We start from the raw sequence: 24,299 nt of genomic DNA, 5'->3' as shown, positions 1-24,299 counted from the left end.
TAGGGTGGGCTTCAGCCCACCGGTATCCCCCCGGCGCCCCGTTCCGCTGAGTTGGGACGAGCGCCGCCCTGCCACTCGCAATTCTTCAGCTGGGTGACTGAGGCTCTGCCTGATGACAACAGCCGGCAGAGGCGGTGGAATCGCCTGGTCTGGCACGTCCGGTGACATCGACAGTGTCACCGCTGCCGTAGCGATCATGGTGCCGGACCCAGTCGGTGAGGTTGTGCTGCGGGCCGTTTTCGTTGCGCCCGTTAGGCGTCATGTCGAGCAGCACATAGCTACCCAACAACTCCTCTGCCCCACGCCCGTAAGCCGAAAAGGTATGGAAGATGCGTCCGTCCTCGTCGCGGTAGAACACGCTGAAACCTGAAAGCTCCTCGCACTCGAACGGTTGCCAGACGAAATTGTGAAAAACCTTGCCGTCGACGATGTCTTCGGGATCGAACGAAACGTGGAAGTCGCGATTGAAATCGCTACCGGCAGACGACACCCAGCGGATCGGCCAGCCCATGCGTTGGCGGAATGCGTCGAGCGCCGCGAAAGGCGCCCGCGACACCGCGACGACACTGACATCGTGATTGGCCAGGTGCACCAGGGTGCCCTGCAAGTGATCCATCTCGAACGAACAACCGACACAGCCCTCATGCCAGTCGGGGCCGAACATGAAGTGCTTGATGATCAGCTGGCTGCGACCCTCGAACAGATCGACCAGGCCCACCGGGCCGTTCGCGTCCTGAAAGGTGTAGCGCTTGTCCACGAGCACCCAGGGCAGCTCGCGACGGGCGGCGGCGAGGGCTTCGCGTTGATGGGTGACCTGCTTTTCCTTGAGCAGATGCTCGGTATGGGCGGCCAGCCACTGCTGGCGAGAAACGATTGGATGGTTGTTCATCGTGGACCTCCGTTTGCGGAACGAACGATGGAGCATCGGATGTTTTTCGATGCGCTCCAGGATGGTCGAACGACGCCAGTGCAAATCGACAGACCATGAAACTGAGGCAGTTCGAACGCCGCCGTCGGAGTGCTCGCGGCGAGGTCAGGTATCATCGTCGGCCGTTTCCCTTCGCGTGTCGCCGCCATGCCCGCTCCCAACGCTCGCAGCACCTTGCATCTGCCCCAGGGCGATTGGGACACGATACTCGACTGCCTGTGCGCGCATTTTCCCGCCATCGACCGCGACACCTGGCTCGATCGTTTCGCCAGAGGCCGCGTGCTGGGGGCCGATGGGCAGCCGTTTGCGGCGACGCATCCTTATCGCGTCGGGCTAAAGGTGCACTACTTTCGCGAGGTGCCGAACGAGAAGCCGATTCCCTTCGAGGAGCAGGTACTGCATCTCGACGAACATCTGCTGGTGGCGGACAAACCGCACTTCCTGCCGGTGATGCCGGCCGGCGAATACGTCAACGAAACCCTGCTGGCGCGCCTGAGCAAGCGCGTGGGCAACCCCGATCTAGTGCCGATTCATCGCATCGACCGGTTGACCGCGGGGCTGGTGCTGTTCTCCACCAATCCCGAAAGCCGTGGCCGTTATCAGGCGCTGTTTCGTGAGCGCAAGATCGACAAGCGCTACGAGGCGATTAGCCCGGCGTTGCCTGAGCTGGAATTTCCGCGTCAGGAGCGTTTGCACATGGTCGATGGCGAGCCGTTCTTTCTGATGAAGCGGGGCGATGGCGAGCCCAACAGCGAGACGCGTATCGAGGTACTGGAGCGCCGCGAGGAACTGTGGCGCTACGCACTTTATCCGGTCACCGGGCGCAAGCATCAGCTGCGCCTGCAGATGGCAACGCTGGGGGCGGGCATCTGCAACGATCCCTTCTATCCGGAGCTGATCGAGCGCGGGCGCCGGGATCAGGATGACTATTCCAAGCCACTCAAACTGCTGGCACGCGGGCTGCAATTCGACGATCCGCTGACCGGTGAGCCGCGCCGGTTCGAAAGCCGTCTGCAGCTGGATTGGTGACGCCGCTGGACCCTGTGCGCCTTTATATAGAACGAGTTTGCTCGCGAACCCGATGGAGCGGCGGGCAAAAGCTTCGCCAGCAAGCTGGCTCCTACGAGGGTAAGGCGGGCGGATAGCTTCGAGCCTCGATCATGCTGATGTCCTGCCGGGGCAAGCAAGCGAAGCGCTACGTGTCGCCCCGGTTGGCTGTTCCCGTAGGAGCGAGCTAGCTCGCGAAGCCTCCGATGACCGTCGCACCTTCGCGGCTGACACCAGTCGATATCGATAACGCCCCAGCCGAAGCGATATCGCCATGCCCGAAGGTCCTTCAATCGTCATTCTTCGCGAAGAAGTCGCCGAATTCACCGGCAAAACCATCGAACGCGCCGAGGGCAACTCCAAGCTCGACAAGGCGCGGCTGGTCGGTCAGTCGGTGCGATCGTTTCGCAGTTGGGGCAAGCATTTCCTGATCGAGCTGGACGACGTTTCCCTGCGCATCCATCTGCTGCTGTTCGGCAGTTACCGAATCAACGAGCGCAAGGAATCCGCGCCGCGCCTGAGCCTGGGGTTCGCCAGCGGCGAACTGAATTTCTATGGCTGTTCGGTGCAGTTCATCGAGGGGCCGCTGGATGAGGCCTACGACTGGAGCGCGGATGTCATGAGCGACGCCTGGGATGGGCGCGCAGCCCTGAAGAAACTGCGTGCACGGCCCCGGCTGCTGGCCTGCGATGCGCTACTGGATCAGACGCTGTTCTCCGGCTCCGGCAACATCATCAAGAACGAAGTGCTGTTCCGCACGCGCATCCATCCGCTGTCGCTGATCGGTGAATTGCCGGCACCCAAGCTGCGCGAGCTGGCAAGTGAGGTCCGCACCTACAGCTTCGATTTCCTCCAGTGGAAGCGCGAGGGCACGCTCAAGAAACACTGGTTGGCGCATACCAAAACCACCTGCCCGCGCTGCAAGATTCCCTTCGTCAAAGCCAAATCCCTGGGCCGCAGCAAACGCCGTAGCTTCCATTGCGAGCGTTGTCAGAAGCGCTACGGCGAGAGCGATCAGGTCGCTGTCGAGGAACCGATCGCCGAAGAATAGCGCTGCCGACGTGTATGCTTCGGCGGTCCGTCACCCTGCGTTTCTTCATTCGAGACCGGCCCTTCGATGCGTATTACCGCCTTGCTGTTATCTCTTCTGACGTGGCTTTCCTGCGCTGTCGCCAGCGAACCCCTGCTCGATCTGAGTGTGGGCGACGTACGGCTGCAGGCCGAATACGCCCGTTCTCCCGCCGAGCGCGAACGCGGGTTGATGGAACGCACCGAGCTGGCGGCAGATCGCGGCATGCTGTTTCGCTTCGACGATTTTCGCCGCCATTGCCTGTGGATGAAGGACACACCGCTGCCGCTGTCGGCGGCTTTCATGGACGAGCAGGGACGCATCGTCGATGTGATCGACCTGGAGCCCCTGAGCACCGCGATCCGCTGTTCGCGCGAGCCGGCGCGTTATGCGCTGGAGATGAACCAGGGCTGGTTTCGTCAGCATCGGCAAGGGGCCGGTGATCAAGTGAAGGGCATTCCCAGCGTCGATTGACGACGACCCGCGAGCGGTGGCGGTGCCGTTTCGCCTGTTTAGACAAGTCATCAAACCGTCATGGAGTCGTCGCCGAAGCGACATTGGCCGTGCCTAAGGTCATGCCTCATCAGACGGTAGCCAACAAGGGCTGCCGTCGTTCTCGATGAGGGAGACGGTCCATGAATGCGGTTATCCGTGTCGACAGTCTGAACAAGACCTTCGCAGGCAAACGTGCCCTGCATGACCTGGCGCTTTCCGTGCAGCCGGGCGAGATGGTGGCGCTGATCGGCGCTTCGGGCTCCGGAAAATCCACCTTGCTGCGGCACATTGCCGGGTTGGCCTGCTGTGACCGCAGCGGCGGCAATATTCAGGTGCTCGGGCGTGAAGTGCAGTCGGCGGGGCGCCTGAATGGCGACGTGCGGCGGCTGCGCGCAGACATCGGCTACATCTTCCAGCAGTTCAATCTGGTCAACCGCCTCAGTGTGCTGGACAACGTCCTGTTGGGCTTTCTCGGCCGCATGCCGCGTTGGCGCGGTTCGCTGGGCATGTTCAGCGCCGAGCAGAAGCAGCAGGCGCTGGCAGCACTGGACCGCGTAGGGCTGGCTCATCGTGCCGAGCAGCGTGCTTCGACGCTTTCCGGTGGTCAGCAGCAGCGGGTCGCCATCGCCCGTGCGCTGACTCAGCAGGCCGAAGTGATACTTGCCGATGAGCCTATCGCCTCGCTCGACCCCGAGTCCGCGCGCAAGGTCATGGACATTCTCGCCGACATCAATCAGCGCGACGGCAAGACCGTGGTGGTGACCCTGCATCAAGTCGATTACGCCCTGCGCTATTGCCGTCGGGCGGTGGCGCTCAAGGATGGCCGCATCCATTACGACGGTGCCTGCGCCGACCTCGATGCGCGCTTTCTCAACGACCTCTACGGCGCTGATCTGGACGCCAATCTTCTGTTTTCCGATCAGGCCCGCGCGCCCGCTGCGGCGTCGCCGACTCCGGTTCGCACGCTGAGCCTGGCCAAGGCCTGAACAGCCAATTGCCAACCCAAACATCATCCAATGACAGGAGCTTTTCCATGTTCAATCGTATTGGTCGCGTCCTGGCCGCCTCCGCCTTGCTGGCCGGCTCGCTGCTGGGTGGCGCCCACGCGGATGATGGCAAGGAACTGAACTTCGGCATCATTTCCACCGAGTCCTCGCAGAATCTGCGGTCCGTCTGGGACCCGTTCCTCGCCGTCATGAGCGAGCGCACCGGGATGAAGATCAACGCCTTTTTCGCTCCCGATTACGCCGGCATCATCCAGGGCATGCGCTTCGACAAGGTCGACCTGGCCTGGTACGGCAACAAGTCGGCGATGGAAGCCGTGGACCGCGCCGGCGGCGAGATCTTCGCCCAGACCGTCGCCGCCAATGGTGCGCAGGGATACTACAGCCTGCTGGTGGCGCACAAGGACAGCCCGATCGACTCCGTCGACGACATGCTCAAGGACGCCGCCAAGCTGACCTTCGCCAACGGCGATCCGAACTCCACCTCGGGCTATCTGGTGCCGGGCTATTACGTGTTCGCCAAGAACAAGGTCGACGCCAACAAGATCTTCAAGCGCTCGCTCAACGGCAGCCACGAAGTGAACGCCCTGTCGGTGGCCAACAAGCAGGTCGACGTTGGCACCTTCAACAACGAGGGCATGGAGCGCTTGGAGCTGACCGCACCGGAGAAGGCGGCTCAACTCAAGGTGATCTGGACCTCGCCACTGATCCCAGCCGACCCGATGGTCTGGCGCAAGAACCTGCCGGAGGCGACCAAGGCCCAGATCCGCGAATTCTTCATGACCTATGGCGATCAGCCCGGTGAGATAGAGGTGCTGGCCGACCTGCAGTGGGGCAAGTTCCGCGCTTCTGATGACGACCAGCTGCTGCCGATCCGCCAGTTGGAGCTGTTCAAGCAGCGCAGCGAAGTCGCCGGCAACAGCAAACTCGACGAAAGCGACAAGCAGGCGAAATTGCAGGAACTGGACGCCCAGCTTGCCGCGCTCGAGCAGCGCATGGCCGAACTCCAGCAAAAAACCGCAGCCGCCACGGCGGGTTGATCCGCTGGCCGCCGCATAAGCGGCGGTCGACTTCTGTTTGCCGGAGCATCCGATGACTTCACTGACCGCACATACCCCAGCTGCCGCACCGCAGAAGCACTCCTGGTTCAAGCTGATCGGCTGGGGCCTGTTCCTGGCGCTGCTCGGCTGGTCCTGGCAGGGCGCCGAGATGAACCCGCTGGCGCTGATCCGCGACGGCGGCAACATGGCCACCTTCGCCGCCGACTTCTTTCCGCCGGACTTCAGCAACTGGGAGCTGTACCTCAAGGAGATGATCGTCACCGTGCAAATCGCCCTCTGGGGCACGGTGCTGGCAATTCTCTGTGCGATTCCGCTGGGCATTCTCTGCGCTGAGAACATCGTACCCTGGTGGGTCTATCAGCCGGTCCGGCGGGTGATGGATGCGTGCCGTTCGATCAACGAGATGGTGTTCGCCATGCTCTTCGTCGTTGCGGTCGGCCTCGGGCCTTTCGCTGGCGTGCTGGCGCTGTTCGTCGGCACCACCGGCGTGCTCGCCAAGCTATTTGCTGAAGCGGTGGAAGCGATTGAGCCGGGCCCGGTTGAGGGCGTGCGTGCCACCGGCGCCAGCGCGCTGCAGGAGGTGATTTTCGGCGTCATCCCACAAGTCCTGCCGCTGTGGATTTCCTACGCGCTGTATCGCTTCGAATCCAACGTGCGCTCGGCGACGGTGGTGGGAATGGTCGGCGCTGGCGGCATCGGCGTGATTCTCTGGGAGGCCATTCGCGGCTTCCAGTTCGGCCAGACCTGCGCGCTGCTGATCGTCATCGTGGCGGTAGTCAGCGTGATCGACATCGTGTCCCAGCGCCTGCGCAAATTGTTCATCTGATCGGAGAGGGCGCCGCGCGCGTCTTTTTTTAACCATGCACATGTCTAGACAACCGCAGCCGCGCTATCTGCAACTGGCCGCCCAGCTACGTGAGGAGCTGCGTCATCTGCAGCCCGGCGACCAGCTACCTGGTGAGACGCAGCTGGCGGCCCGCTTTGATGTAAACCGGCACACGCTGCGCCGCGCCATCGACGAGCTGGTCAGCGAGGGCCGGGTGCTGCGCCAGCAGGGCAGAAGCACTCGGGTGCTGGCGCGGCCGCTGATCTATCCATTGGCCGCGGGCAGTGCCTACAGCGAATCGCTATCGGCGCAAGGGCTTGGTGTGCAGGCACGTCTGCTGCAACGCCAGGTGCGTCCGGCCACCGCTGAGGAAGCGAATCACCTGATGTTGGGCGAAAGCGCGCCGTTGCTTGAACTGCGCACCCTGCGCCTGCTGGACGAGCAACCGGTGAGCCTGATCCGACACCGTTTCTGCGCCAGCCGCCAGTCGTTGTTGGCTGATTACAACGGCGGCTCGCTGCGTCAGTACCTGACCGCGCGCGAACTGCCGTTGAGTCGTGCCTTCAGCCTGATCGGCGCACGGCTGCCGACCCCTGACGAGGCCGATCAGCTATTGATGCCACGTCACGCGCCGCTGCTCACCGTTATGACCCTTTCCCATGACCTGGCCGGGCGGCCGGTGGAGCTGTCGTTGTCGACCAGCCGCGCCGACCGCTTCCAATACCAGGTCGCTACCTGATGGAGACGCACATGACCCCTGAAGTTGCCACCCGCCAGCGCTGGATGGGCGTGCTCGCCCGTGCCGGCAATGAGCTGGCGCGTTACGAGGCTGCACTCAAGGACATCGACTACCAACTCGTTCGTGCACCAGAGATCGGCATGACCCTGGTCCGTGGCCGCATGGGCGGCACCGGCGCCGCGTTCAATCTCGGCGAGATGAGCGTGACCCGCTGCGTCGTGCGCCTTGGCGACGGGCGCACCGGATACAGCTACGTGGCTGGACGCAACAAGCATCACGCCGAATTGGCCGCGCTGGCTGACGCGCATCTGCAGGGCCGCGATCAGGCGCGTTGGCAGCAGCAGCTGATCGATCCGTTGGCATCTGAACAGGCGGCACGTCGAGCGGCGCAGGACGCCGAGACGGCCAGTAGCAAGGTGGAATTCTTCACCCTGGTCAGAGGAGAAGACTGATGAGCGCGGATTTGTTGCATGCAGCATTCGACGACCAAGTGCTGGATAGCCAAAGAGTGTTTCGCACTGCGCTCAAGGCCCTGGCCGAGCCCGGCCTGGCGCAGCCAGTGATTCCGGTTTCGGCCCTCGATTCGCTGGCTCCGGCCACTTACGCCTTGTGCCTGAGCCTGCTCGACGGTGATACGCGGCTGTGGCTGGCGCCCGCCTTCGATACGCCAGCGGTACGCGCCAACCTGGCCTTCCATTGTGGTTGCCCGATCGTAGCCGAGCGCGAAACGGCGGACTTCGCGCTGCTCGGCGCGCAGGAGTTGAACGACCTGTCCGGCTACTGCACCGGCAGTGAACGCTTTCCTGATCAGTCCTGCACGTTGCTGGTCCAGCTCGATCGCCTCGACGGTGGCGCGGCGTTGAGCTGGAGCGGCCCCGGCATTCTTGCTCAGCGCGAGGTCAGCCTGCCGGTTCCGGCCGCGTTATGGCAGCAGCGCGCCGCCCGCAGTGATTTCCCACGGGGGCTGGACCTGTTCTTCGCCGCCGACCAATCACTGATCGGCTTGCCCCGCAGCACCCGCATCGCAGCATCGATAGAGGAGGTCGCCTGATGTACGTAGCCGTCAAAGGTGGCGAACAGGCCATCGACAATGCCCACCGGCTGCTGGCGAAGAAGCGCCGCGGCGACACCGCCTTGCCCGAATTGAGCGTCAGCCAGATCAGACAGCAACTGCCGTTGGCGGTGGCGCGGGTCATGGCCGAAGGTTCGCTGTTCGATGAGGAGCTGGCTGCGCTGGCGATCAAACAGGCGGCTGGCGATCTGCTCGAAGCGATCTTCCTGCTGCGCGCCTATCGCACCACGCTGCCGCGCTTCGGCGCTAGCGTCCCGCTGGAAACCGCGCAGATGCGCCCGACCCGGCGGATCTCGGCGACCTTCAAGGACTTGCCCGGCGGCCAGCTGCTTGGCCCGACCTTCGATTACAGCCATCGCCTGCTGGATTTCAGCCTGCTGGCCGAAGGCGAACATCCCGGTCCGGAGCTTGATCCTCAAGCCGAGCTGGCGGCCTGTCCGCGCGTGCTCGATCTGCTCGCCCAGGAGGGCTTGATGAAACCGGAGCGCGGCGACGACCACGCCGTGCCGGACATCACCCGCGAACCCCTGGAATTCCCCAGCGACCGCGCCCAGCGCTTGCAGGCGCTGGCCCGTGGCGACGAAGGTTTTTTGCTGGCGCTGGGCTACTCGACCCAGCGCGGCTATGGCCGCAACCACCCCTTCGCCGGGGAAATCCGCATCGGACAGGTCGAGGTCTGGATGGAGCCGCCGGAGTTGGGCTTCGCTGTGCCGCTGGGCGACATCGAAGTGACCGAGTGCGAGATGGTCAACCAGTTCGTCGGCGGTCAGGGCATCGACCCGCAGTTCACCCGTGGCTACGGCCTGGCCTTCGGTTACGCCGAGCGCAAGGCGATGGGTATGGCTCTGGTCGACCGTGCGCTACGCGGCGCCGAATACGGCGAGACGGTGCAGGGGCCGGCGCAACAGGAAGAATTCGTGCTGATGCACTGCGACAACGTCGAGGCCGGTGGCTTCGTCTCGCACCTCAAGTTGCCGCACTACGTCGACTTCCAGTCCGAGCTGGAGTTGATTCGCAAGCTGCGCCGCGCGCCGGTCGAGGAGACCGCCACGGCCGAGCCCAACGTCGAGGAGCGCCGCGCATGAATATGACCGTTATTGACCATCAGCCCGGCGCGACGGAGCAGGGCTACAACTTCGCTTACCTCGACGAGCAGACCAAACGCATGATCCGTCGCGGGCTGCTCAAGGCCGTGGCAATCCCCGGTTATCAGGTGCCCTTCGGCGGGCGCGAGATGCCGCTGCCCTATGGCTGGGGCACTGGCGGCATGCAGCTGACCGCCGCCATTCTCGGCGCCGAGGACGTGCTCAAGGTGATCGACCAGGGCGCGGACGACACCACCAACGCGGTGTCGATCCGCCGCTTCTTCTCCCGCACCGCCGGTGTCGCCACCACTACCCGCACGCCCGAGGCGACGGTGATCCAGACCCGCCACCGGATTCCGGAAACGCCGCTGCGCAACGATCAGATCATGGTTTATCAGGTGCCGATCCCCGAGCCGCTGCGGTTCATCGAACCTTCGGAGAGCGAGACGCGGACCATGCATGCGCTGGCCGATTACGGGGTCATGCACGTCAAGCTCTACGAAGACATCGCCACCTTCGGCCATATCGCCACCAGCTACGCCTATCCGGTAACGGTCGATGGCCGCTACGTGATGGATCCTTCGCCGATCCCCAAATTCGATAACCCCAAACTGAACATGAGCCCGGCGCTGATGCTGTTCGGTGCCGGCCGCGAAAAGCGCCTCTATGCGCTGCCGCCCTACACGGACGTGCACAGCCTGGACTTCGAGGATCACCCCTTCGCCATCCAGGCCTGGGACCAGTGCTGCGCCTTCTGCGGCAGTGACAGTTCCTACCTCGACGAACTCATTGTCGACGACGCCGGGACCAAGCGCTTCGTCTGCTCGGATACCGACTACTGCACGCAACGCCGCGACGCCCAGGAGGCCGCCGAATGAACGCCGCGCTCGATCTGCAACAACCCGTCAGTCGCCTCGATCAGCCCTTACTGTCGGTCCGCGGACTGACGCGCCTGTACGGGCCAGATACTGGCTGCCAGGGCGTCGATTTCGATCTCTATCCGGGTGAGGTACTGGGCATCGTCGGTGAATCAGGTTCCGGAAAATCCACGCTGCTCAGCCTGCTCTCAGGGCGCTGCCCACCCGATCGGGGCTCGGTGAGCTACCGCGGTCGGGATGGCTCCTGGCTCGATCTGTATGCGGCCAGCGAGGCCGAGCGCCGCAGCCTGTTGCGCACCGAGTGGGGCTTCGTCGAGCAGAACCCGCGCGACGGCCTGCGCATGGGCGTATCAGCCGGCGCCAACATCGGCGAGCGGCTGATGGCACAGGGGCAGCGCCACTACGGCCAGCTGCGACAGGCCGGGCTGGATTGGCTGAGCCAGGTGGAGATCGACCCGGCACGCATCGACGACCTACCGCGCACCTTTTCCGGTGGTATGCAGCAACGTCTGCAGATCGCCCGCAACCTGGTATCCGGGCCGCGTCTGGTGTTCATGGACGAGCCCACCGGTGGCCTTGACGTCTCGGTGCAGGCGCGGCTGCTCGATCTGCTGCGCGGGCTGGTACATGAGCTGGATCTGGCGGTGGTGATCGTCACCCACGACCTGGCTGTGGCGCGGCTGCTGGCGGATCGACTGATGGTCATGCGCCGCTCGCGGGTAGTGGAAACCGGCCTCACCGATCAGGTTCTCGACGACCCGCAACACCCTTATTCGCAGTTGCTGGTGTCTTCGGTGTTGCAGCCATGAGCGGGGTCGTTTGGGGGCCGCGAAAAGCTTCGCCAGCAAGCTGGCTCCTACAGGGGGCTGGAGTAGCCCGCACGCGTAAGGAGGCATCTGCTGCTGTAGGAGCGAGCTTGCTCGCGAACCGGGCCGTCGGTGTTTTCGATGTCGCCGCCATGACAGGGCGGCCGTGTGGGCCGCGAAAAGCTTCGCCAGCAAGCTGGCTCCTACAGGAGGTCCAGAGTAGTCCGCAAGCGCGATACCGCCTCTGCCCTCGTAGGCGCAAGGGCGCCGCCGAGCCCTTGCTCGCGATTCGAGCATCTATGCCCCGCGTTCACTCCTTCCTTTCATTGCGAGGTAATCCATGAGCAGCCCGATCGAGGTCCGCGACCTCCGCAAATCCTTCACCCTTCATCAGCAGCACGGCATAACGCTCGACGTGCTGCAAGCGCTCAGCTTTACCGTCGCGCCGGGCGAGTGTCTGGTACTGCATGGGCGCTCCGGTGCCGGCAAGTCCACCCTGTTGCGCTGCCTGTACGGCAACTACCTGGCCACCGGCAGCATCCGCCTGTGCCATCGCGGCGAACCGCTGGAGCTGGTCGGCGCAGAGCCTCGACAGATGCTGGCGGTACGCCGCGAAAGCCTCGGCTATGTCAGCCAGTTCCTGCGGGTAATACCACGGGTGCCTTGCCTCGAAGTGGTCATGGCGCCGGCGCTGGCGCGGGGTTGGGGCCGTCAGGAAGCGCAGGCCCGTGCAGAGAGCCTGCTGACCCGGCTGAACATCCCCGAGCGGCTCTGGCAGCTGGCGCCTGGCACCTTTTCCGGTGGTGAGCAGCAGCGCGTCAACCTGGCGCGCGGGTTCATGGTGCAGTGGCCGGTGCTGCTGCTGGACGAGCCCACCGCATCGCTGGACGAGGCGAACTGCCGGGTGGTGCTGGAGCTGATCGCCGAGGCCAAGGCCGCAGGTGCCGCGTTGATCGGCATCTTCCATGACCGTGCGATACGCGAGGCGGTCGCCGACCGCTACCTGGACATGACTGCTGAGGAGCACCGCCATGCCTGCTGAACTGATTCTGAGCAACGCCCGAGTGGTCACTGCCGATCGTGTCATCGACGGCACGCTGGTCATCCGTGACGGGATGATCGTCGAATTCGACGAAGGCAACAGCCGGCTGCCGCAGGCGCTAGATCTGGGCGGCGACTACCTGATGCCCGGCCTGGTCGAGCTGCACACCGACAATCTGGAAAAGCACATGACGCCACGCCCCGGCGTCGACTGGCCTTCGGCCTCGGCGGTGCTGACCCATGATGCGCAGATCGTCGCCGCGGGCATCACCACGGTGTTCGATGCGCTGTCCATCGGCGACATCAATCCGCGCGGCAAGCGCATGCAGCAGTTGCCCGCCATGCTCGACGCCATCGCCCATGCCGAGGCCGCCGGCGACACCCGCGCCGAACACCGCCTGCACCTGCGCTGCGAGGTTTGCCATCCGGACACGCTACCGGTGTTTCGTGATCTGGTGGAGCATCCGCTGGTGCAGCTGGTATCGGTGATGGACCACTCGCCGGGCCAGCGCCAATTCGCCCAAGTGAAGAAGTACCGCGAGTACTACATGGGCAAGTACCACCTCAACGCGGCGGAGATGGATGCCTTTAGCGACCAGCAGACTGCCAATTCCAGCCAATACAGCGACCGCCAGCGCCGTGCCATCGTCGAGATCTGTCAGGCGCGCGGGCTGGCACTAGCCAGCCACGACGACGCGACGCTGGCGCATGTCGCGGAGTCGGCCGGCTTCGGCATGGCCATCGCCGAATTTCCCACCACCTTCGAAGCGGCGCAGGCCAGCCATGCCAAAGGGCTGAAGGTATTGATGGGCGCGCCGAACATCGTTCGCGGCGGCTCGCATTCGGGCAATATTGCAGCGGCTGATCTGGCACGCCACGGTGTGCTGGACATACTCTCCAGCGACTACTATCCGGCCAGTCTGTTGCAGGCGGCGTTTCTGCTTTCCGCGTTGGGCAACGACTATGACTTGCCCAAGGCCATGGCGGCGGTCAGTCTGGCGCCGGCTCGGGCGGCGGGCCTGGACGACCGTGGCGAAATCCGCCCCGGTCTGCGCGCGGATCTGCTGCAGGCGAGCGACAGGCATGGCCAGCCGGTGGTCCGACAGGTGTGGCGACAAGGTACAAGGGTATTTTGATGACGGGGCGATTGATCTATCTGATGGGGCCTTCCGGCTCAGGCAAGGACAGCCTGCTGCAAGCGGCCAGCGAGCCGCTGCAGGCGCGTGGGTGCCGGATCGCCCGGCGCGTCATCACCCGATCCGCCGAGGCGGTGGGGGAGGACGCCTTGGCGGTGACGGAGGCGGAGTTCGAGCAGTTGCGAGCGACCGGCGCCTTCGCCCTGCACTGGCGGGCCAACGGCTTGCATTACGGCATTTCCCGAGAGATCGACGATTGGCTGGCGGTGGGCCAGGATGTGCTGGTCAATGGCTCACGCGGCTATCTGACCGAGGCGCGCCGGCGTTATCCGCAGCTGCAAGCGGTCCTGCTCACGGTGGCGCTGCCGGTACTGCGTGAGCGTCTGCTGGCGCGCGGCCGTGAATCGCTCGAGGAAATAGATGCACGGCTGGCCCGCAACGACCAGTTTCAGACAGCGGGGCAGGGCGAGGCGCTGGTATTGGACAACTCCGGGGCGCTGGAGCAAAGCGTGCAGCGCTTACTGCAACTGATCGATCAGGCTCCCGCATGCGCCTGACCATCCTCGGCAGCGGCAATGCCCGTCAGGTGCCGGTGTACAACTGCGATTGCATCGCCTGTCGCGCCGCCCGGCATGATCCTTCCAAGCGTCGCGGCCCTTGCTGCGCTCTGATCGAATGCGGCTCGCAGCGCTGGCTGATCGACAGTGGCCTTACCGACCTGACCGAGCGCTTCGCGCCGGGCAGCCTCAGCGGAATCCTGCAGACCCATTACCATGCCGACCACGCCCAAGGCCTGCTGCATTTGCGCTGGGGGCTCGGGTTGCGGATTCCGGTGCATGGCCCGCGGGACCCCGAGGGCCTGGCCGATCTCTACAAGCATCCCGGTATCTTGGATTTTTCTCAGCCGTTCGCCACGCTGGAGCGACGTGAGCTGGGTGAGCTCAGCGTTACCGCGTTGCCGCTCAACCATTCAAAGCCGACCCTGGGTTATCTGTTCGAAGGGGTGGGGCGGCGCATTGCCTATCTCACCGACACCCTTGGCGTGCCTGATGTCAGCCTGAGTGTGTTGCGCCAGTGCCCACTCGACCTGCTGGTGCTGGACTGTTCGAGCCCGCCTCAGGCGGCGCCGCAGAACCACAACGACCTGACCCATGCGTTGGCAACGATTGTCCAGCTGCAGCCGAAGCAAGCCTTGCTCACCCATATCGGCCACGAGCTGGATGCCTGGTTGCTCGACAACCCCGACGCGCTGCCGGCGGGCGTCAGCCTGGCCAGCGACGGCCAGTCCTTCTGAGCGCTAGTCCAGCGGCAACTCTGTGGTCCGTTTCACTTCGCTCATTGCAATATGACTGTGCGCCTCCTGCACATGCGGCCGCTGCAGCAGCTGATCGCGCAGAAAGCGTTCGTAGCTGTCGATATCCTTGGCCACGACCTTGAGCAGGTAGTCCGACTCGCCGGCCATGGTGTGGCATTCCAGCACTTCGGGGTAACCGACCACCGCGCGCTCGAATTCGTCGAGGTTGCTACGCCCGTGGGCGGACAGCTTGATGTTGACAAACACCGTCATGTTCAACCCGAGCTTTTTAGGGTTGAGGAGGGCGACCTTGCGTTCGATCAGCCCCTCTTCCTGCATGCGATGGATGCGCCGCCAGCAGGGCGATTGCGACAGTTCCACCTTTTCCGCGATCTCGGCGGCGGACAGATCGGCGTTGTGTTGCAGCAACAGCAAAATCCTGCGGTCGATACTGCTCAGCGGAGTCTGCATGGTTGTTCCCGTTTTGTTGTTGTTAGTGGATGGATCATGCACGCGATAGCGCTTACACCGCAAAAGTAGAAAGAAAATCGCTCTTCGTCACGGCCAGACTTTTATCTAACGCGCAACGGTTGGGTGATCCCTGCCGATTGCTGGCGTGGGACGGCTTACCGTGCAGCTGCCCACGACCTGGTTAGGCGGGACAAACACGTCCCTGACTCCGATAACAACAAACAGGAGCGCCCCATGTCACTGGCCGAGATCCGCCTGGATGACAAGTACCGGCTCGCAACCGGACATCTGTACCTCACCGGCACTCAGGCGCTGACCCGCCTGCCGATGCTGCAGCATCAGCGCGACCAGGCTCAGAACCTGAACACCGGTTGCTTTATCTCCGGCTACCGCGGCTCGCCGCTGGGCGGGCTGGACAAGAGCCTCTGGGAAGCGCGCGAATTCCTCAAGCAGAACGCCATCCATTTCCAGCCGGGCCTCAACGAGGAACTGGCGGCGACGGCCGTCTGGGGCAGTCAGCAGACCAACCTGTTCCCCGGCGCGAAATACGACGGCGTGTTCGCCATGTGGTACGGCAAGGGGCCGGGTGTGGATCGCTCTGGCGATGTGTTCAAGCACGGCAATGCCGCCGGCGTCTCGCCCCATGGCGGTGTGCTGTTGCTGGCCGGCGACGATCACGGCTGCAAATCCTCAACACTGCCGCACCAGAGCGAGCACGCCTTCATCGCCGCCTCGATCCCGGTGCTGAACCCGGCCAACGTCCAGGAAATTCTCGACTACGGCATCCTTGGTTGGGAGCTGTCGCGCTATTCCGGCTGTTGGGTGGCGCTCAAGACCATCGCCGAAAATGTCGATTCCTCCGCTGTGGTGGAAGTCGATCCGCTGCGTGTCAGCGTGACCATTCCCGACGATTTCGAGCTGCCCGAAGACGGTGTGCACATCCGCTGGCCGGACCCGCCGCTGGCCCAGGAAAAGCGCCTCAACCTGTACAAGATCTACGCCGCCCGTGCCTTCGCCCGCGCCAACAACCTCAACCAGGTGATGCTGGATTCGCCAAATCCGCGCCTGGGCATCATCACCACCGGCAAGAGCTACCTCGACGTGCGGCAGGCGCTGGACGACCTCGGCCTCGACGAAGCGCTGTGCGCCTCGGTCGGCCTGCGGGTGCTCAAGGTCGGCATGAGCTGGCCGCTGGAGCCGGTTTCGGTGCACGAATTCGCGCAGGGCCTGGACGAGATTTTGGTGGTCGAGGAAAAACGTAGCATTCTCGAAGATCAGCTCACCGGTCAGCTCTACAACTGGCCGGTAGACAAGCGCCCACGGGTGGTGGGGGAGTTCGATGAACAGGGCCAGTCCCTGTTGCCCAACCTCAGCGAGCTGACCCCGGCGATGATCGCCCGCGTGATCGCCAAGCGCCTCGCACCGATCTACACCAGCGACAGCATCCAGGCGCGCCTGGCGTTCCTCTCCGCAAAAGAGAAGGCGCTGGCCGCACGTAATTACGACACCGTACGCACCCCGCATTACTGCTCCGGCTGCCCGCACAACAGCTCGACCAAGGTCCCGGAAGGCAGTCGCGCCGGCGCCGGCATCGGCTGTCACTACATGGTGCAATGGATGGATCGGCGCACCGAGACCTTTACCCAAATGGGTGGCGAGGGCGTCAACTGGATCGGCCAGGCGCCGTTCACCGAAACCCCGCATGTATTCCAGAATCTTGGCGATGGCACCTATTTCCATTCCGGCAGCCTCGCCGTACGAGCGGCGGTCGCCTCGGGCGTCAACATCACCTTCAAGATCCTCTACAACGATGCGGTCGCCATGACTGGTGGCCAGCCCATTGACGGCGAGCTGCGCGTCGACCAGCTCAGCCGGCAGATCGCCGACGAAGGCGTCAAGCGCATCGCGCTGGTCTCGGACGAGCCGGACAAATATCCGACCCGCGACACTTTTGCGCCGATCACCAGCTTCCATCACCGTCGCGACCTGGACGCCGTGCAGCGTGAGTTGCGCGAGTTCAAGGGCGTCTCGGTGATCATCTATGACCAGACCTGCGCCACTGAGAAGCGCCGTCGGCGCAAGCGCGGCAAGCTGGAAGACCCGGCCAAGCGTGCCTTCATCAACCCCGCCGTATGCGAGGGCTGCGGCGATTGCGGTGAGAAATCCAACTGCCTGGCGGTGCAACCGCTGGAAACCGAACTGGGGCGCAAGCGCGAAATCGACCAGAACGCCTGCAACAAGGATTTCTCCTGCGTCGAGGGCTTCTGCCCGAGCTTCGTCACCGTGCACGGTGGCGGGCTGCGCAAGCCTGAGGCCGTGGCCGGAGGCATCGCAGGCGATCAGCTGCCGGAGCCACAACGCCCGACGCTCGAACGTCCCTGGAATGTACTGATTCCTGGTGTCGGCGGCAGCGGCGTGACCACCCTCGGCGCGCTGTTGGGCATGGCCGCGCACCTGGAAGGGAAGGGCTGCACAGTCCTCGATCAGGCCGGCCTGGCGCAGAAGTTCGGCCCGGTGGTCACCCACGTGCGCATCGCCGCCAAGCAGGACGATATCTATGCGGTTCGCATCGCAGCGGGTGAGACCGACCTGCTACTGGGCTGCGATCTGGTGGTGGCCGCTGGTGATGATTCGCTGACCCGTCTCAACGATCAGATCAGCCATGCAGTCATCAACAGCCACGAATCGGCGACAGCGGAGTTTACTCGCAACCCCGACGCCCAGGTGCCGGGCAAGGCCATGCGCGAAGCGCTGATGGACGCGGTGGGCGCCGAGAAGACGCACTTCATCGATGCGACTCGGTTGGCCACCCGGCTGATGGGCGACAGCATCGCCACTAACCTGTTCCTGCTCGGCTTTGCCTATCAGCAGGGGCTGCTGCCACTGTCGGCCGAGGCCATCGAGAAGGCCATCAGCATCAACGGCGTGTCTACCGAACTGAACCTGCAGGCGTTCCGCTGGGGCCGCCGTGCTGTGCTCGAGCGCGAGGCGGTGGAAAAACTGGCACGTCCGGTCGAGCAGGCCGAACCGATCTGCCAGACGCTGGAAGAGATCGTCGACTGGCGCGTGGACTTCCTTACCAAGTATCAGAGCGCGGCCTATGCCAAGCGTTATCGGGCGATGGTGGAGCGGGTGCGCGAGGTCGATACGGCCGATGATCTGGCCCTGTCCAAGGCGGTGGCGCGCTACTACTTCAAACTGCTGGCCTACAAGGACGAGTACGAAGTGGCGCGGCTGTACAGCGAGCCGGAGTTCCGCGAGCAGCTGGAAGCGCAGTTCGAGGGTGACTACAAGCTGCAGTTCCATCTGGCCCCGGCCTGGCTGGCCAAGCGCGACAGCGCCACTGGCGAGCCACGCAAGCGAGAGCTTGGGCCTTGGGTGTTGAACGCCTTCGGCGTGCTGGCGAAGTTGAAGTTCCTGCGCGGGACGCCCCTGGACGTGTTCGGGTATGGCCATGACCGGCGTGTCGAGCGCGAGTTGATCAGCGAGTACGAGCACAACCTCGATCAGCTCCTGGCCCAGCTCAAGCCGACCAATTACCGCACCGCCGTGGCGATTGCCGCGCTACCGGAACAGATCCGCGGCTACGGCCCGGTGAAGGAGCGCTCCATTGCCAAGGCCCGCCAGCAGGAAAAGTTGCTCAAGGAGCAACTGACCCGTGGCGATGAGGTGCAGAGCGTGCGGCTGTTCGAGCCGGCGGCGTAAGGGAGCGGGAAGGTAGGGTGGACCGGGCGGCGTTCCGCTTCAGCCCTCCGGCGGAGTTCAGCGTACTGGTGGGCTGAAGCCCACCCTACAAAACTGCGCCCACCCTACGGTAATCACTGGAGTCGTTCGCCGCTGACGAAGTTTTTTTGTAGGAGCGAGCTTGCTCGCGAACAGGAGCCGACAGCTTCGTAGGGTGGGCCGAGCGGCTTCCGCTTCAGCCCACCGGTAGAGCTACAAACGGGCGGTTATCAAGGCTGGCCAATTTCTACGCGGCTCGATGCGTCGGGCCGAACCAAACAAAACAGAGGTATCCAAAAGATGTCCGTCTTCACCCATCCCGATTTCGATAACCACGAACAGGTGGTCTTCGGCCACGATAAGGCGTCGGGCCTCAGAGCCATCATCGCTGTTCACGACACCACGCTCGGCCCGGCATTGGGCGGCTGCCGGATGTTTCCCTACGCCAGCGACGACGATGCCCTGCGCGACGTGCTGCGTCTGTCCCGTGGGATGACGCTCAAATCCTCGCTGGCGGGCCTCAAGCTCGGCGGCGGCAAGGCGGTCATCATCGGCAATCCGCACACCGGCAAGAGCCAGGCACTGCTGCACGCCATGGGCGATTTCGTCGACAGCCTCGGCGGGCGCTACATCACGGCGGCGGATTCGGGCACCGGCGACGCCGAGATGCAGGCCTTCGCCCAGCGCACCCGCCATGTGATGGGCGCATCGCCACGCACGTTGCTCGACGGCAGCATCGCCAGTGGCGATCCGTCGCCGTCCACCGCGCTCGGCGTGTTCGTCGGCCTTAAGGCGGCCGTGCAGCATCGGCTGGGACGTGATGATCTGACTGGTCTCAAGGTCGCGATCCAGGGCGTCGGCCACGTCGGTCTGGGCCTGGCCCGGCATCTCAAACAGGCCGGCGCCGAGCTGTGGGTCTGCGACATCTTCGATGCAAACGTACAGCGCGCCATGGAAGAGCTCGGTGCAAACGCGGTGCGCCCGCACGACATTTATGGCCTGGATGTGGACGTCTTTGCGCCGTGTGCCATGGGTGGCATCCTCAACGCCGATACCCTGCAAAGTCTGCGTGCGCCAGTGATCGCCGGTGCGGCGAACAATCAGCTGGCAAGCTCGGAAATCGGCGTCGAGCTGCAGCGTCGCAACCAGCTTTACGCGCCGGACTACGCCATCAATGCCGGCGGCATCATCGATGTCTATTACCAGCGCATCGGCGGCAGCGCAGCCCAGACCGACGCGCATGTCAGAGGCATCGGCGACACCCTGCGTGAAATTTTCAGCCGTGCCGCCGCCAGCGGCGAGCCTACCTCGGTCATCGCCGACCGTCTGGCCCTCGAGCGGCTGCAGGTCGGAGAGACGTTGGCCCAGCCAAGCGGGCAGCGCCTGCACGCTTAGGATTCTGGCGGCCCGTACCGCCTGTTCCGACAGCCTCGGTCGATGCAGCCCTACCGGCGCCGGGCTTGTGTTTTAGCCTGAGTGGCGGCCTACCAAACCTGGCAGAAATGAGGTGTCTTGAAGGTCGCCCATGGTGCATCGGTCGAATGCAGCGCGTTGCATAGGGTGGTGCTTTAGCCCACCAGCATCGGTGGGCTAAAGCACCACCCTACGGAGCAATGCGGTATTCGCGAACGAGGATGCGACGGGCTGTCGCACTGCGCTGTCAGCTTTTCGTTACGACTGCAGCGGGGCAACCTTGGCATTCGGGCGTTTTGGCCCGGTGTAAATAAATCCTTCCAGTACAGCGTGTTTCCGACTGCGGATGAGGCTTGCGGCGGGCTTGTACGTCTTCTCCGGCTGGTTTGTGATGCGCGCAAGCCTTGTCGTACAGCCAGAACAATAAACAGGAGGCGCAATGAACGCCGTGACCAAGATCGAGCAGCACAACCCCATCGGTACCGACGGCTTCGAGTTCGTCGAATTCACCGCGCCGAACGCCGAAGGCATCGAGCAGCTGCGTCAGCTGTTCAGCCAGATGGGTTTCACCGAGACGGCCAAACATCGCTCCAAGGAAGTCTGGTTGTTCCAGCAGAATGACATCAATATCGTGCTCAACGGCAGCCCGACTGGTCATGTGCGTGAGTTCGCTGAAAAACACGGGCCGAGTGCCTGTGCCATGGCGTTCCGGGTGAAGAACGCCGCCCAGGCCGCCGCCTACGTCGAATCCCAAGGTGCCAGGCTGGTGGGCAGCCACGCCAACTTCGGCGAGCTGAGCATTCCTTGCGTCGAGGGCATCGGCGGTTCCTTGCTGTACCTCGTCGACCGTTACGGGGACAAGTCGATCTATGACGTCGATTTCGAGTACATCGAAGGCCGCACGCCGAACGATAACGCCGTCGGCCTGCAATGCATCGACCACCTGACCCACAACGTCATGCGTGGGCAGATGGACGTCTGGTCCGGCTTCTACGAGCGCATCGCCAATTTCCGCGAGATCCGCTACTTCGACATCGAAGGCAAGCTCACCGGCTTGTTTTCCCGCGCCATGACGGCGCCTTGCGGCAAGATCCGCATCCCGATCAACGAGTCGGCGGACGACAAGTCGCAGATCGAGGAATTCATCCGCGAGTACCACGGCGAGGGCATCCAGCACATCGCGCTATCCACCGACGACATCTACGCCACCGTGCGCCAACTACGCGCCAATCGTGTGGATTTCATGAGTACGCCGGATACCTATTACGAGAAGGTCGATACCCGCGTCGCCGGGCATGGCGAGCCCACCGAGGTGTTGCGCGAGCTGAACCTGCTGATCGACGGAGCGCCTGGGACTGGCAAATCAGGTGACGACGGCATCCTGCTGCAAATCTTCACCAACACGGTGATCGGCCCGATCTTCTTCGAAATCATCCAGCGCAAGGGCAACCAGGGCTTCGGCGAGGGCAACTTCAAGGCGCTGTTCGAATCCATCGAGGAAGACCAGGTTCGCCGCGGCGTGATTGGCGGCGAGTAACGGTCGGAAGCGAGCGTAGGATGGGTGGAGCAGCGCTAAACCGGAGTTAACGGATCGCATAGAAGCTGGCCGCTGCGTAACCCATCAAAAGGACGGGCCCGATACTCCGCTTGGTGGGTTACGCGACGCTTCAGCTCCGTAAGGCTATATGCGACGAGGCGCATGCGTCGCTAACCCACCCTACATTGGTTCCGCGCCGCCGTTGGCCGCCTTCTAACTCAGGGATACCCATGGATAACAATCAAGCGATAACAGCTGATCCATCAAGCGCGTCACCAACGCTCAAGCTCTACGGCTACTGGCGTTCCAGCGCCGCTTACCGAGTGCGTATCGCGCTTAACTTGAAAGGACTGGCCTATGAAAATCTGCCGGTCCATTTGGTCCAGGACGGCGGACAGCAGCATTCAGCTGACTACCGAGCGCTCAATCCGCAAGGGCTGGTGCCGTTGTTGATCGATGGCGACGAGCGCATCGGTCAATCGCTGGCGATCTTCGAATACCTGGACGAAATCTTTCCGCTGCCGCCGTTGTTGCCCGACGATCCTGCCGATCGCGCGCGGGTGCGTTCTCTGGCGCTGCATATCGCGTGTGATGTGCATCCGTTGAACAACACGCGCGTGCTGCAGTATCTGAGCGGCACGCTGGGCGTGGACGACGAGGTCAAGAACGAGTGGGTCCGTCACTGGATCACTACCGGCCTGGCAAGCTTCGAGCAGGGGCTGGCCCCGTTCGAGGGCAGGCTGTCACTCGGCAAACGGCCGGGTTACCTGGAGGCATGCCTGATTCCACAGGTATACAATGCGCGCCGTTTTGCCTGTGACCTCACCGCGTACCCGCGCATCCTCGAGATGGTCGAACGCTGCGAAACCCTCGAAGCCTTCGCTAAAGCAGCTCCGGAGGTGCAGCCCGACGCTCAATAAAGGTGTATCCGCCTTGCACATTCCGTCGCGCCACGAGCGTGGCGGGTTCGATTTTCGTCACAGATAAAAACAAACAGGTGACGCATGACACGTGAAAAACCCAAGAACCTCTGGCTGTCCCGCTGGGGCTTCATTCTCGCTGCGACCGGTTCGGCAGTCGGCCTCGGCAACATCTGGAAATTTCCCTACATCACCGGCGAATACGGCGGTGGTGCCTTCGTGCTGATGTACCTGGCCTGCATCCTGGCCATCGGCATTCCGGTGATGATGACCGAGATCGCCATCGGCCGGCGCGGCCGCGGCAGCCCCATTGATGCGATTGGCCGCGCGGCGCGTGAAAACGGCAGCAGCCCATTGTGGAAGGGCGTCGGCGGCATGGCCATGGCGGCCGGCTTCTTGATCCTCTGCTTTTATGTAGTGGTCGCCGGGTGGGCCTTCGCCTATACCCTGAAGATGCTTGATGGCTCTCTGGCCGCCACCTCAGTCGACGGTATGGCGCAGGTGTTCGAAGCGCACAACGCCAGCCCCTGGCAGTTGGGCGGTTGGAGCCTACTGGTGGCGCTGCTGACGCTGTGGATCGTCGCAAAGGGCGTGCAGAAGGGCATCGAGAATGCCGTGCGCTGGATGATGCCGGGGCTCGCCGTGCTGCTGCTGATCCTGGTCGGCTACGCCTTTACCAGCGGTGGCTTCGATCAGGGCTTCGCTTTCCTGTTCAGCTTCGACACCTCGAAAATTACTGGCGAAGCCTTGCTGGCCGCCCTCGGTCACGCTTTCTTCACGCTTAGCCTGGCATCCGGCGCGATCCTCACTTACGGCTCGTACCTGCCCGATGACAAGTCCATCGCTCGCACGACCTTCACCGTCGCCATCATCGATACCTGCGTGGCATTGCTGGCGGGGCTGGCAATCTTCCCGATCATCTTCGCCAACGGCATGGACCCCACCGCCGGACCGGGGCTGATCTTCATGAGTCTACCGCTGGCCTTCCAACAGATGCCGTTCGGCACCGCGTTCGGTGTGCTGTTCTTCGCCATGGTTTCCCTCGCCGCGCTGACTTCGGCCATCTCGATGATCGAGGCCACCGTCGCCTACCTCAACGAAAAACACGGCATCAGCCGCCTCAAGGCGGCCATCGGCTCCGGCGCGGTCCTGCTGGTGATCAGCCTGCTGGCGATGCTGTCGTTCAACCTGCTGTCGGGCTGGACGCCGCTGGGCAAGAACTTCTTCGACTGGCTGGACTACCTGACCTCGCGCTGGATGATGCCGCTGGGCGGGATTTTCATCGTGGTCTTTGCCGGCTATGCGCTGCGCAGCGACATCATGCGCGATGAGCTGGACCTGCCACCGCTGGGCTATGCGCTGTGGCTGTTCATGGTGCGCTACGTCTGCCCGGTGCTGATCCTGATGGTATTTCTGCATGCCCTCGGCTGGTTGGGCTTCGACCCGCTGGTGCGCTGGTACTGGATCGTAGGCGCCATCGGTGCGCTGACCATCCTTGGCGAAGGTCTGCGTCCCCGGGTGTTGCCGGCATTGGTCAGGCGTAACGTCTAACCCAGTGGCAGCCCGCCTGAACGGCACTTCTGGAAACGGAAGTGCCGTTTTTGCATGAGGAATCGAGCGGGGCGACGAGGGTGTCATCAAGGCTCGCAACGATTCTAGCTGACCAGCGGTGACCTCAAGGTCTTTTGCGCCGAGCCGATACTCCGATTAGCGCAAGGAGGCTCGGCCAGAAAAGGGATCTTCGCATTGACCCA

General features: G+C 63.5%; 23 protein-coding genes. 21 read left to right on the top strand and 2 right to left on the bottom strand.

Annotation, left to right across the window (positions count from 1 at the left end; translation table 11 throughout):
• Positions 1 to 85: 85 nt before the first annotated feature.
• Complete coding sequence (locus NA645_RS13470; protein WP_256049277.1) at positions 86 to 889, bottom strand: DUF899 domain-containing protein; 804 nt, start codon at positions 887 to 889, stop codon at positions 86 to 88.
• 186 nt (positions 890 to 1,075) lie between these two features.
• Between NA645_RS13470 and NA645_RS13465 the strand changes: the two genes are divergently transcribed.
• The 16 genes from NA645_RS13465 to phnP all read left to right on the top strand — a co-directional run bounded on the left by NA645_RS13465 (position 1,076) and on the right by phnP (position 14,481).
• On the top strand, positions 1,076 to 1,957 hold the full coding sequence (locus tag NA645_RS13465) for an RluA family pseudouridine synthase (protein WP_256049276.1): 882 nt from the start codon (positions 1,076 to 1,078) through the stop codon (positions 1,955 to 1,957).
• 292 nt (positions 1,958 to 2,249) lie between these two features.
• Positions 2,250 to 3,026, top strand: a complete 777-nt coding sequence (locus NA645_RS13460) for a DNA-formamidopyrimidine glycosylase family protein (RefSeq protein WP_256049275.1) — start codon at positions 2,250 to 2,252, stop codon at positions 3,024 to 3,026.
• Positions 3,027 to 3,092: 66 nt separating this feature from the next.
• Positions 3,093 to 3,518 carry a DUF192 domain-containing protein gene (locus NA645_RS13455; RefSeq protein WP_256049274.1) on the top strand — a complete coding sequence of 142 codons (426 nt, stop codon included), beginning with the start codon at positions 3,093 to 3,095 and terminating at the stop codon, positions 3,516 to 3,518.
• Positions 3,519 to 3,679: 161 nt separating this feature from the next.
• Entirely contained in the window at positions 3,680 to 4,525 is an 846-nt protein-coding gene (phnC, locus tag NA645_RS13450) for a phosphonate ABC transporter ATP-binding protein (protein ID WP_256049273.1), read from the top strand.
• A 47-nt stretch (positions 4,526 to 4,572) separates the two neighbouring features.
• On the top strand, positions 4,573 to 5,583 hold the full coding sequence (gene phnD, locus NA645_RS13445) for a phosphonate ABC transporter substrate-binding protein (RefSeq protein ID WP_256049272.1): 1,011 nt from the start codon (positions 4,573 to 4,575) through the stop codon (positions 5,581 to 5,583).
• Between the two features lie 52 nt (positions 5,584 to 5,635).
• The gene (gene phnE, locus NA645_RS13440) at positions 5,636 to 6,430 is read left to right on the top strand and encodes a phosphonate ABC transporter, permease protein PhnE (RefSeq protein ID WP_256049271.1); all 795 of its coding nucleotides are present in this window, start codon (positions 5,636 to 5,638) and stop codon (positions 6,428 to 6,430) included.
• A 34-nt stretch (positions 6,431 to 6,464) separates the two neighbouring features.
• Positions 6,465 to 7,169 (top strand): phosphonate metabolism transcriptional regulator PhnF, encoded by a 705-nt coding sequence (gene phnF, locus NA645_RS13435; RefSeq protein WP_256049270.1) that lies wholly within the window; start codon positions 6,465 to 6,467, stop codon positions 7,167 to 7,169.
• Positions 7,169 to 7,621: a phosphonate C-P lyase system protein PhnG gene (phnG, locus tag NA645_RS13430; RefSeq protein ID WP_256049269.1), complete on the top strand. Its 453-nt coding sequence runs from the start codon at positions 7,169 to 7,171 to the stop codon at positions 7,619 to 7,621. Before phnF ends, phnG begins: the two co-directional genes overlap by 1 nt.
• Positions 7,621 to 8,220, top strand: a complete 600-nt coding sequence (gene phnH, locus NA645_RS13425) for a phosphonate C-P lyase system protein PhnH (protein ID WP_256049268.1) — start codon at positions 7,621 to 7,623, stop codon at positions 8,218 to 8,220. The genes phnG and phnH overlap by 1 nt, the downstream gene beginning before the upstream one ends.
• Positions 8,220 to 9,326, top strand: coding sequence for a carbon-phosphorus lyase complex subunit PhnI (locus NA645_RS13420; protein WP_256049267.1), 1,107 nt, complete (start codon positions 8,220 to 8,222; stop codon positions 9,324 to 9,326). The genes phnH and NA645_RS13420 overlap by 1 nt, the downstream gene beginning before the upstream one ends.
• Positions 9,327 to 9,328: 2 nt before the next feature.
• Complete coding sequence (locus NA645_RS13415) at positions 9,329 to 10,204, top strand: alpha-D-ribose 1-methylphosphonate 5-phosphate C-P-lyase PhnJ (protein WP_256049301.1); 876 nt, start codon at positions 9,329 to 9,331, stop codon at positions 10,202 to 10,204.
• On the top strand, positions 10,201 to 11,013 hold the full coding sequence (phnK, locus tag NA645_RS13410) for a phosphonate C-P lyase system protein PhnK (protein WP_256049266.1): 813 nt from the start codon (positions 10,201 to 10,203) through the stop codon (positions 11,011 to 11,013). The genes NA645_RS13415 and phnK overlap by 4 nt, the downstream gene beginning before the upstream one ends.
• A gap of 337 nt (positions 11,014 to 11,350) precedes the next feature.
• On the top strand, positions 11,351 to 12,052 hold the full coding sequence (gene phnL / locus NA645_RS13405; RefSeq protein ID WP_256049264.1) for a phosphonate C-P lyase system protein PhnL: 702 nt from the start codon (positions 11,351 to 11,353) through the stop codon (positions 12,050 to 12,052).
• Positions 12,042 to 13,187 (top strand): alpha-D-ribose 1-methylphosphonate 5-triphosphate diphosphatase, encoded by a 1,146-nt coding sequence (locus NA645_RS13400; RefSeq protein WP_256049263.1) that lies wholly within the window; start codon positions 12,042 to 12,044, stop codon positions 13,185 to 13,187. Before phnL ends, NA645_RS13400 begins: the two co-directional genes overlap by 11 nt.
• A complete protein-coding gene (gene phnN, locus NA645_RS13395) occupies positions 13,187 to 13,744 on the top strand; it encodes a phosphonate metabolism protein/1,5-bisphosphokinase (PRPP-forming) PhnN (RefSeq protein WP_256049262.1) in 558 nt (185 codons plus the stop codon). The genes NA645_RS13400 and phnN overlap by 1 nt, the downstream gene beginning before the upstream one ends.
• Entirely contained in the window at positions 13,735 to 14,481 is a 747-nt protein-coding gene (phnP, locus tag NA645_RS13390) for a phosphonate metabolism protein PhnP (protein ID WP_256049260.1), read from the top strand. Before phnN ends, phnP begins: the two co-directional genes overlap by 10 nt.
• 3 nt (positions 14,482 to 14,484) lie before the next feature.
• On the opposite strand, the gene NA645_RS13385 is transcribed toward phnP, so the two are convergent.
• Positions 14,485 to 14,952 carry an Lrp/AsnC family transcriptional regulator gene (locus NA645_RS13385; RefSeq protein ID WP_256049259.1) on the bottom strand — a complete coding sequence of 156 codons (468 nt, stop codon included), beginning with the start codon at positions 14,950 to 14,952 and terminating at the stop codon, positions 14,485 to 14,487.
• Positions 14,953 to 15,186: 234 nt separating this feature from the next.
• Here NA645_RS13385 and NA645_RS13380 point away from each other — a divergent pair, with 234 nt between their 5' ends.
• From NA645_RS13380 to NA645_RS13360, 5 genes are all read left to right on the top strand, one after another.
• Positions 15,187 to 18,657, top strand: a complete 3,471-nt coding sequence (locus NA645_RS13380; RefSeq protein WP_256049258.1) for an indolepyruvate ferredoxin oxidoreductase family protein — start codon at positions 15,187 to 15,189, stop codon at positions 18,655 to 18,657.
• A 318-nt stretch (positions 18,658 to 18,975) separates the two neighbouring features.
• Positions 18,976 to 20,070, top strand: a complete 1,095-nt coding sequence (locus tag NA645_RS13375; protein ID WP_256049257.1) for a Leu/Phe/Val dehydrogenase — start codon at positions 18,976 to 18,978, stop codon at positions 20,068 to 20,070.
• Between the two features lie 457 nt (positions 20,071 to 20,527).
• A complete protein-coding gene (gene hppD, locus NA645_RS13370; protein ID WP_256049256.1) occupies positions 20,528 to 21,625 on the top strand; it encodes a 4-hydroxyphenylpyruvate dioxygenase in 1,098 nt (365 codons plus the stop codon).
• A gap of 230 nt (positions 21,626 to 21,855) precedes the next feature.
• A complete protein-coding gene (maiA, locus tag NA645_RS13365) occupies positions 21,856 to 22,545 on the top strand; it encodes a maleylacetoacetate isomerase (protein ID WP_256049255.1) in 690 nt (229 codons plus the stop codon).
• Positions 22,546 to 22,629: 84 nt separating this feature from the next.
• The gene (locus tag NA645_RS13360) at positions 22,630 to 24,096 is read left to right on the top strand and encodes a sodium-dependent transporter (RefSeq protein WP_256049254.1); all 1,467 of its coding nucleotides are present in this window, start codon (positions 22,630 to 22,632) and stop codon (positions 24,094 to 24,096) included.
• The last annotated feature ends 203 nt before the right edge of the window (positions 24,097 to 24,299 follow it).

The organism is Stutzerimonas stutzeri, assembly GCF_024448955.1.
Classification (GTDB): domain Bacteria; phylum Pseudomonadota; class Gammaproteobacteria; order Pseudomonadales; family Pseudomonadaceae; genus Stutzerimonas; species Stutzerimonas stutzeri_AQ.
Note: the sequence above shows the minus strand (reverse complement) of the source record. Positions and strands in the feature narration are given on the sequence as shown.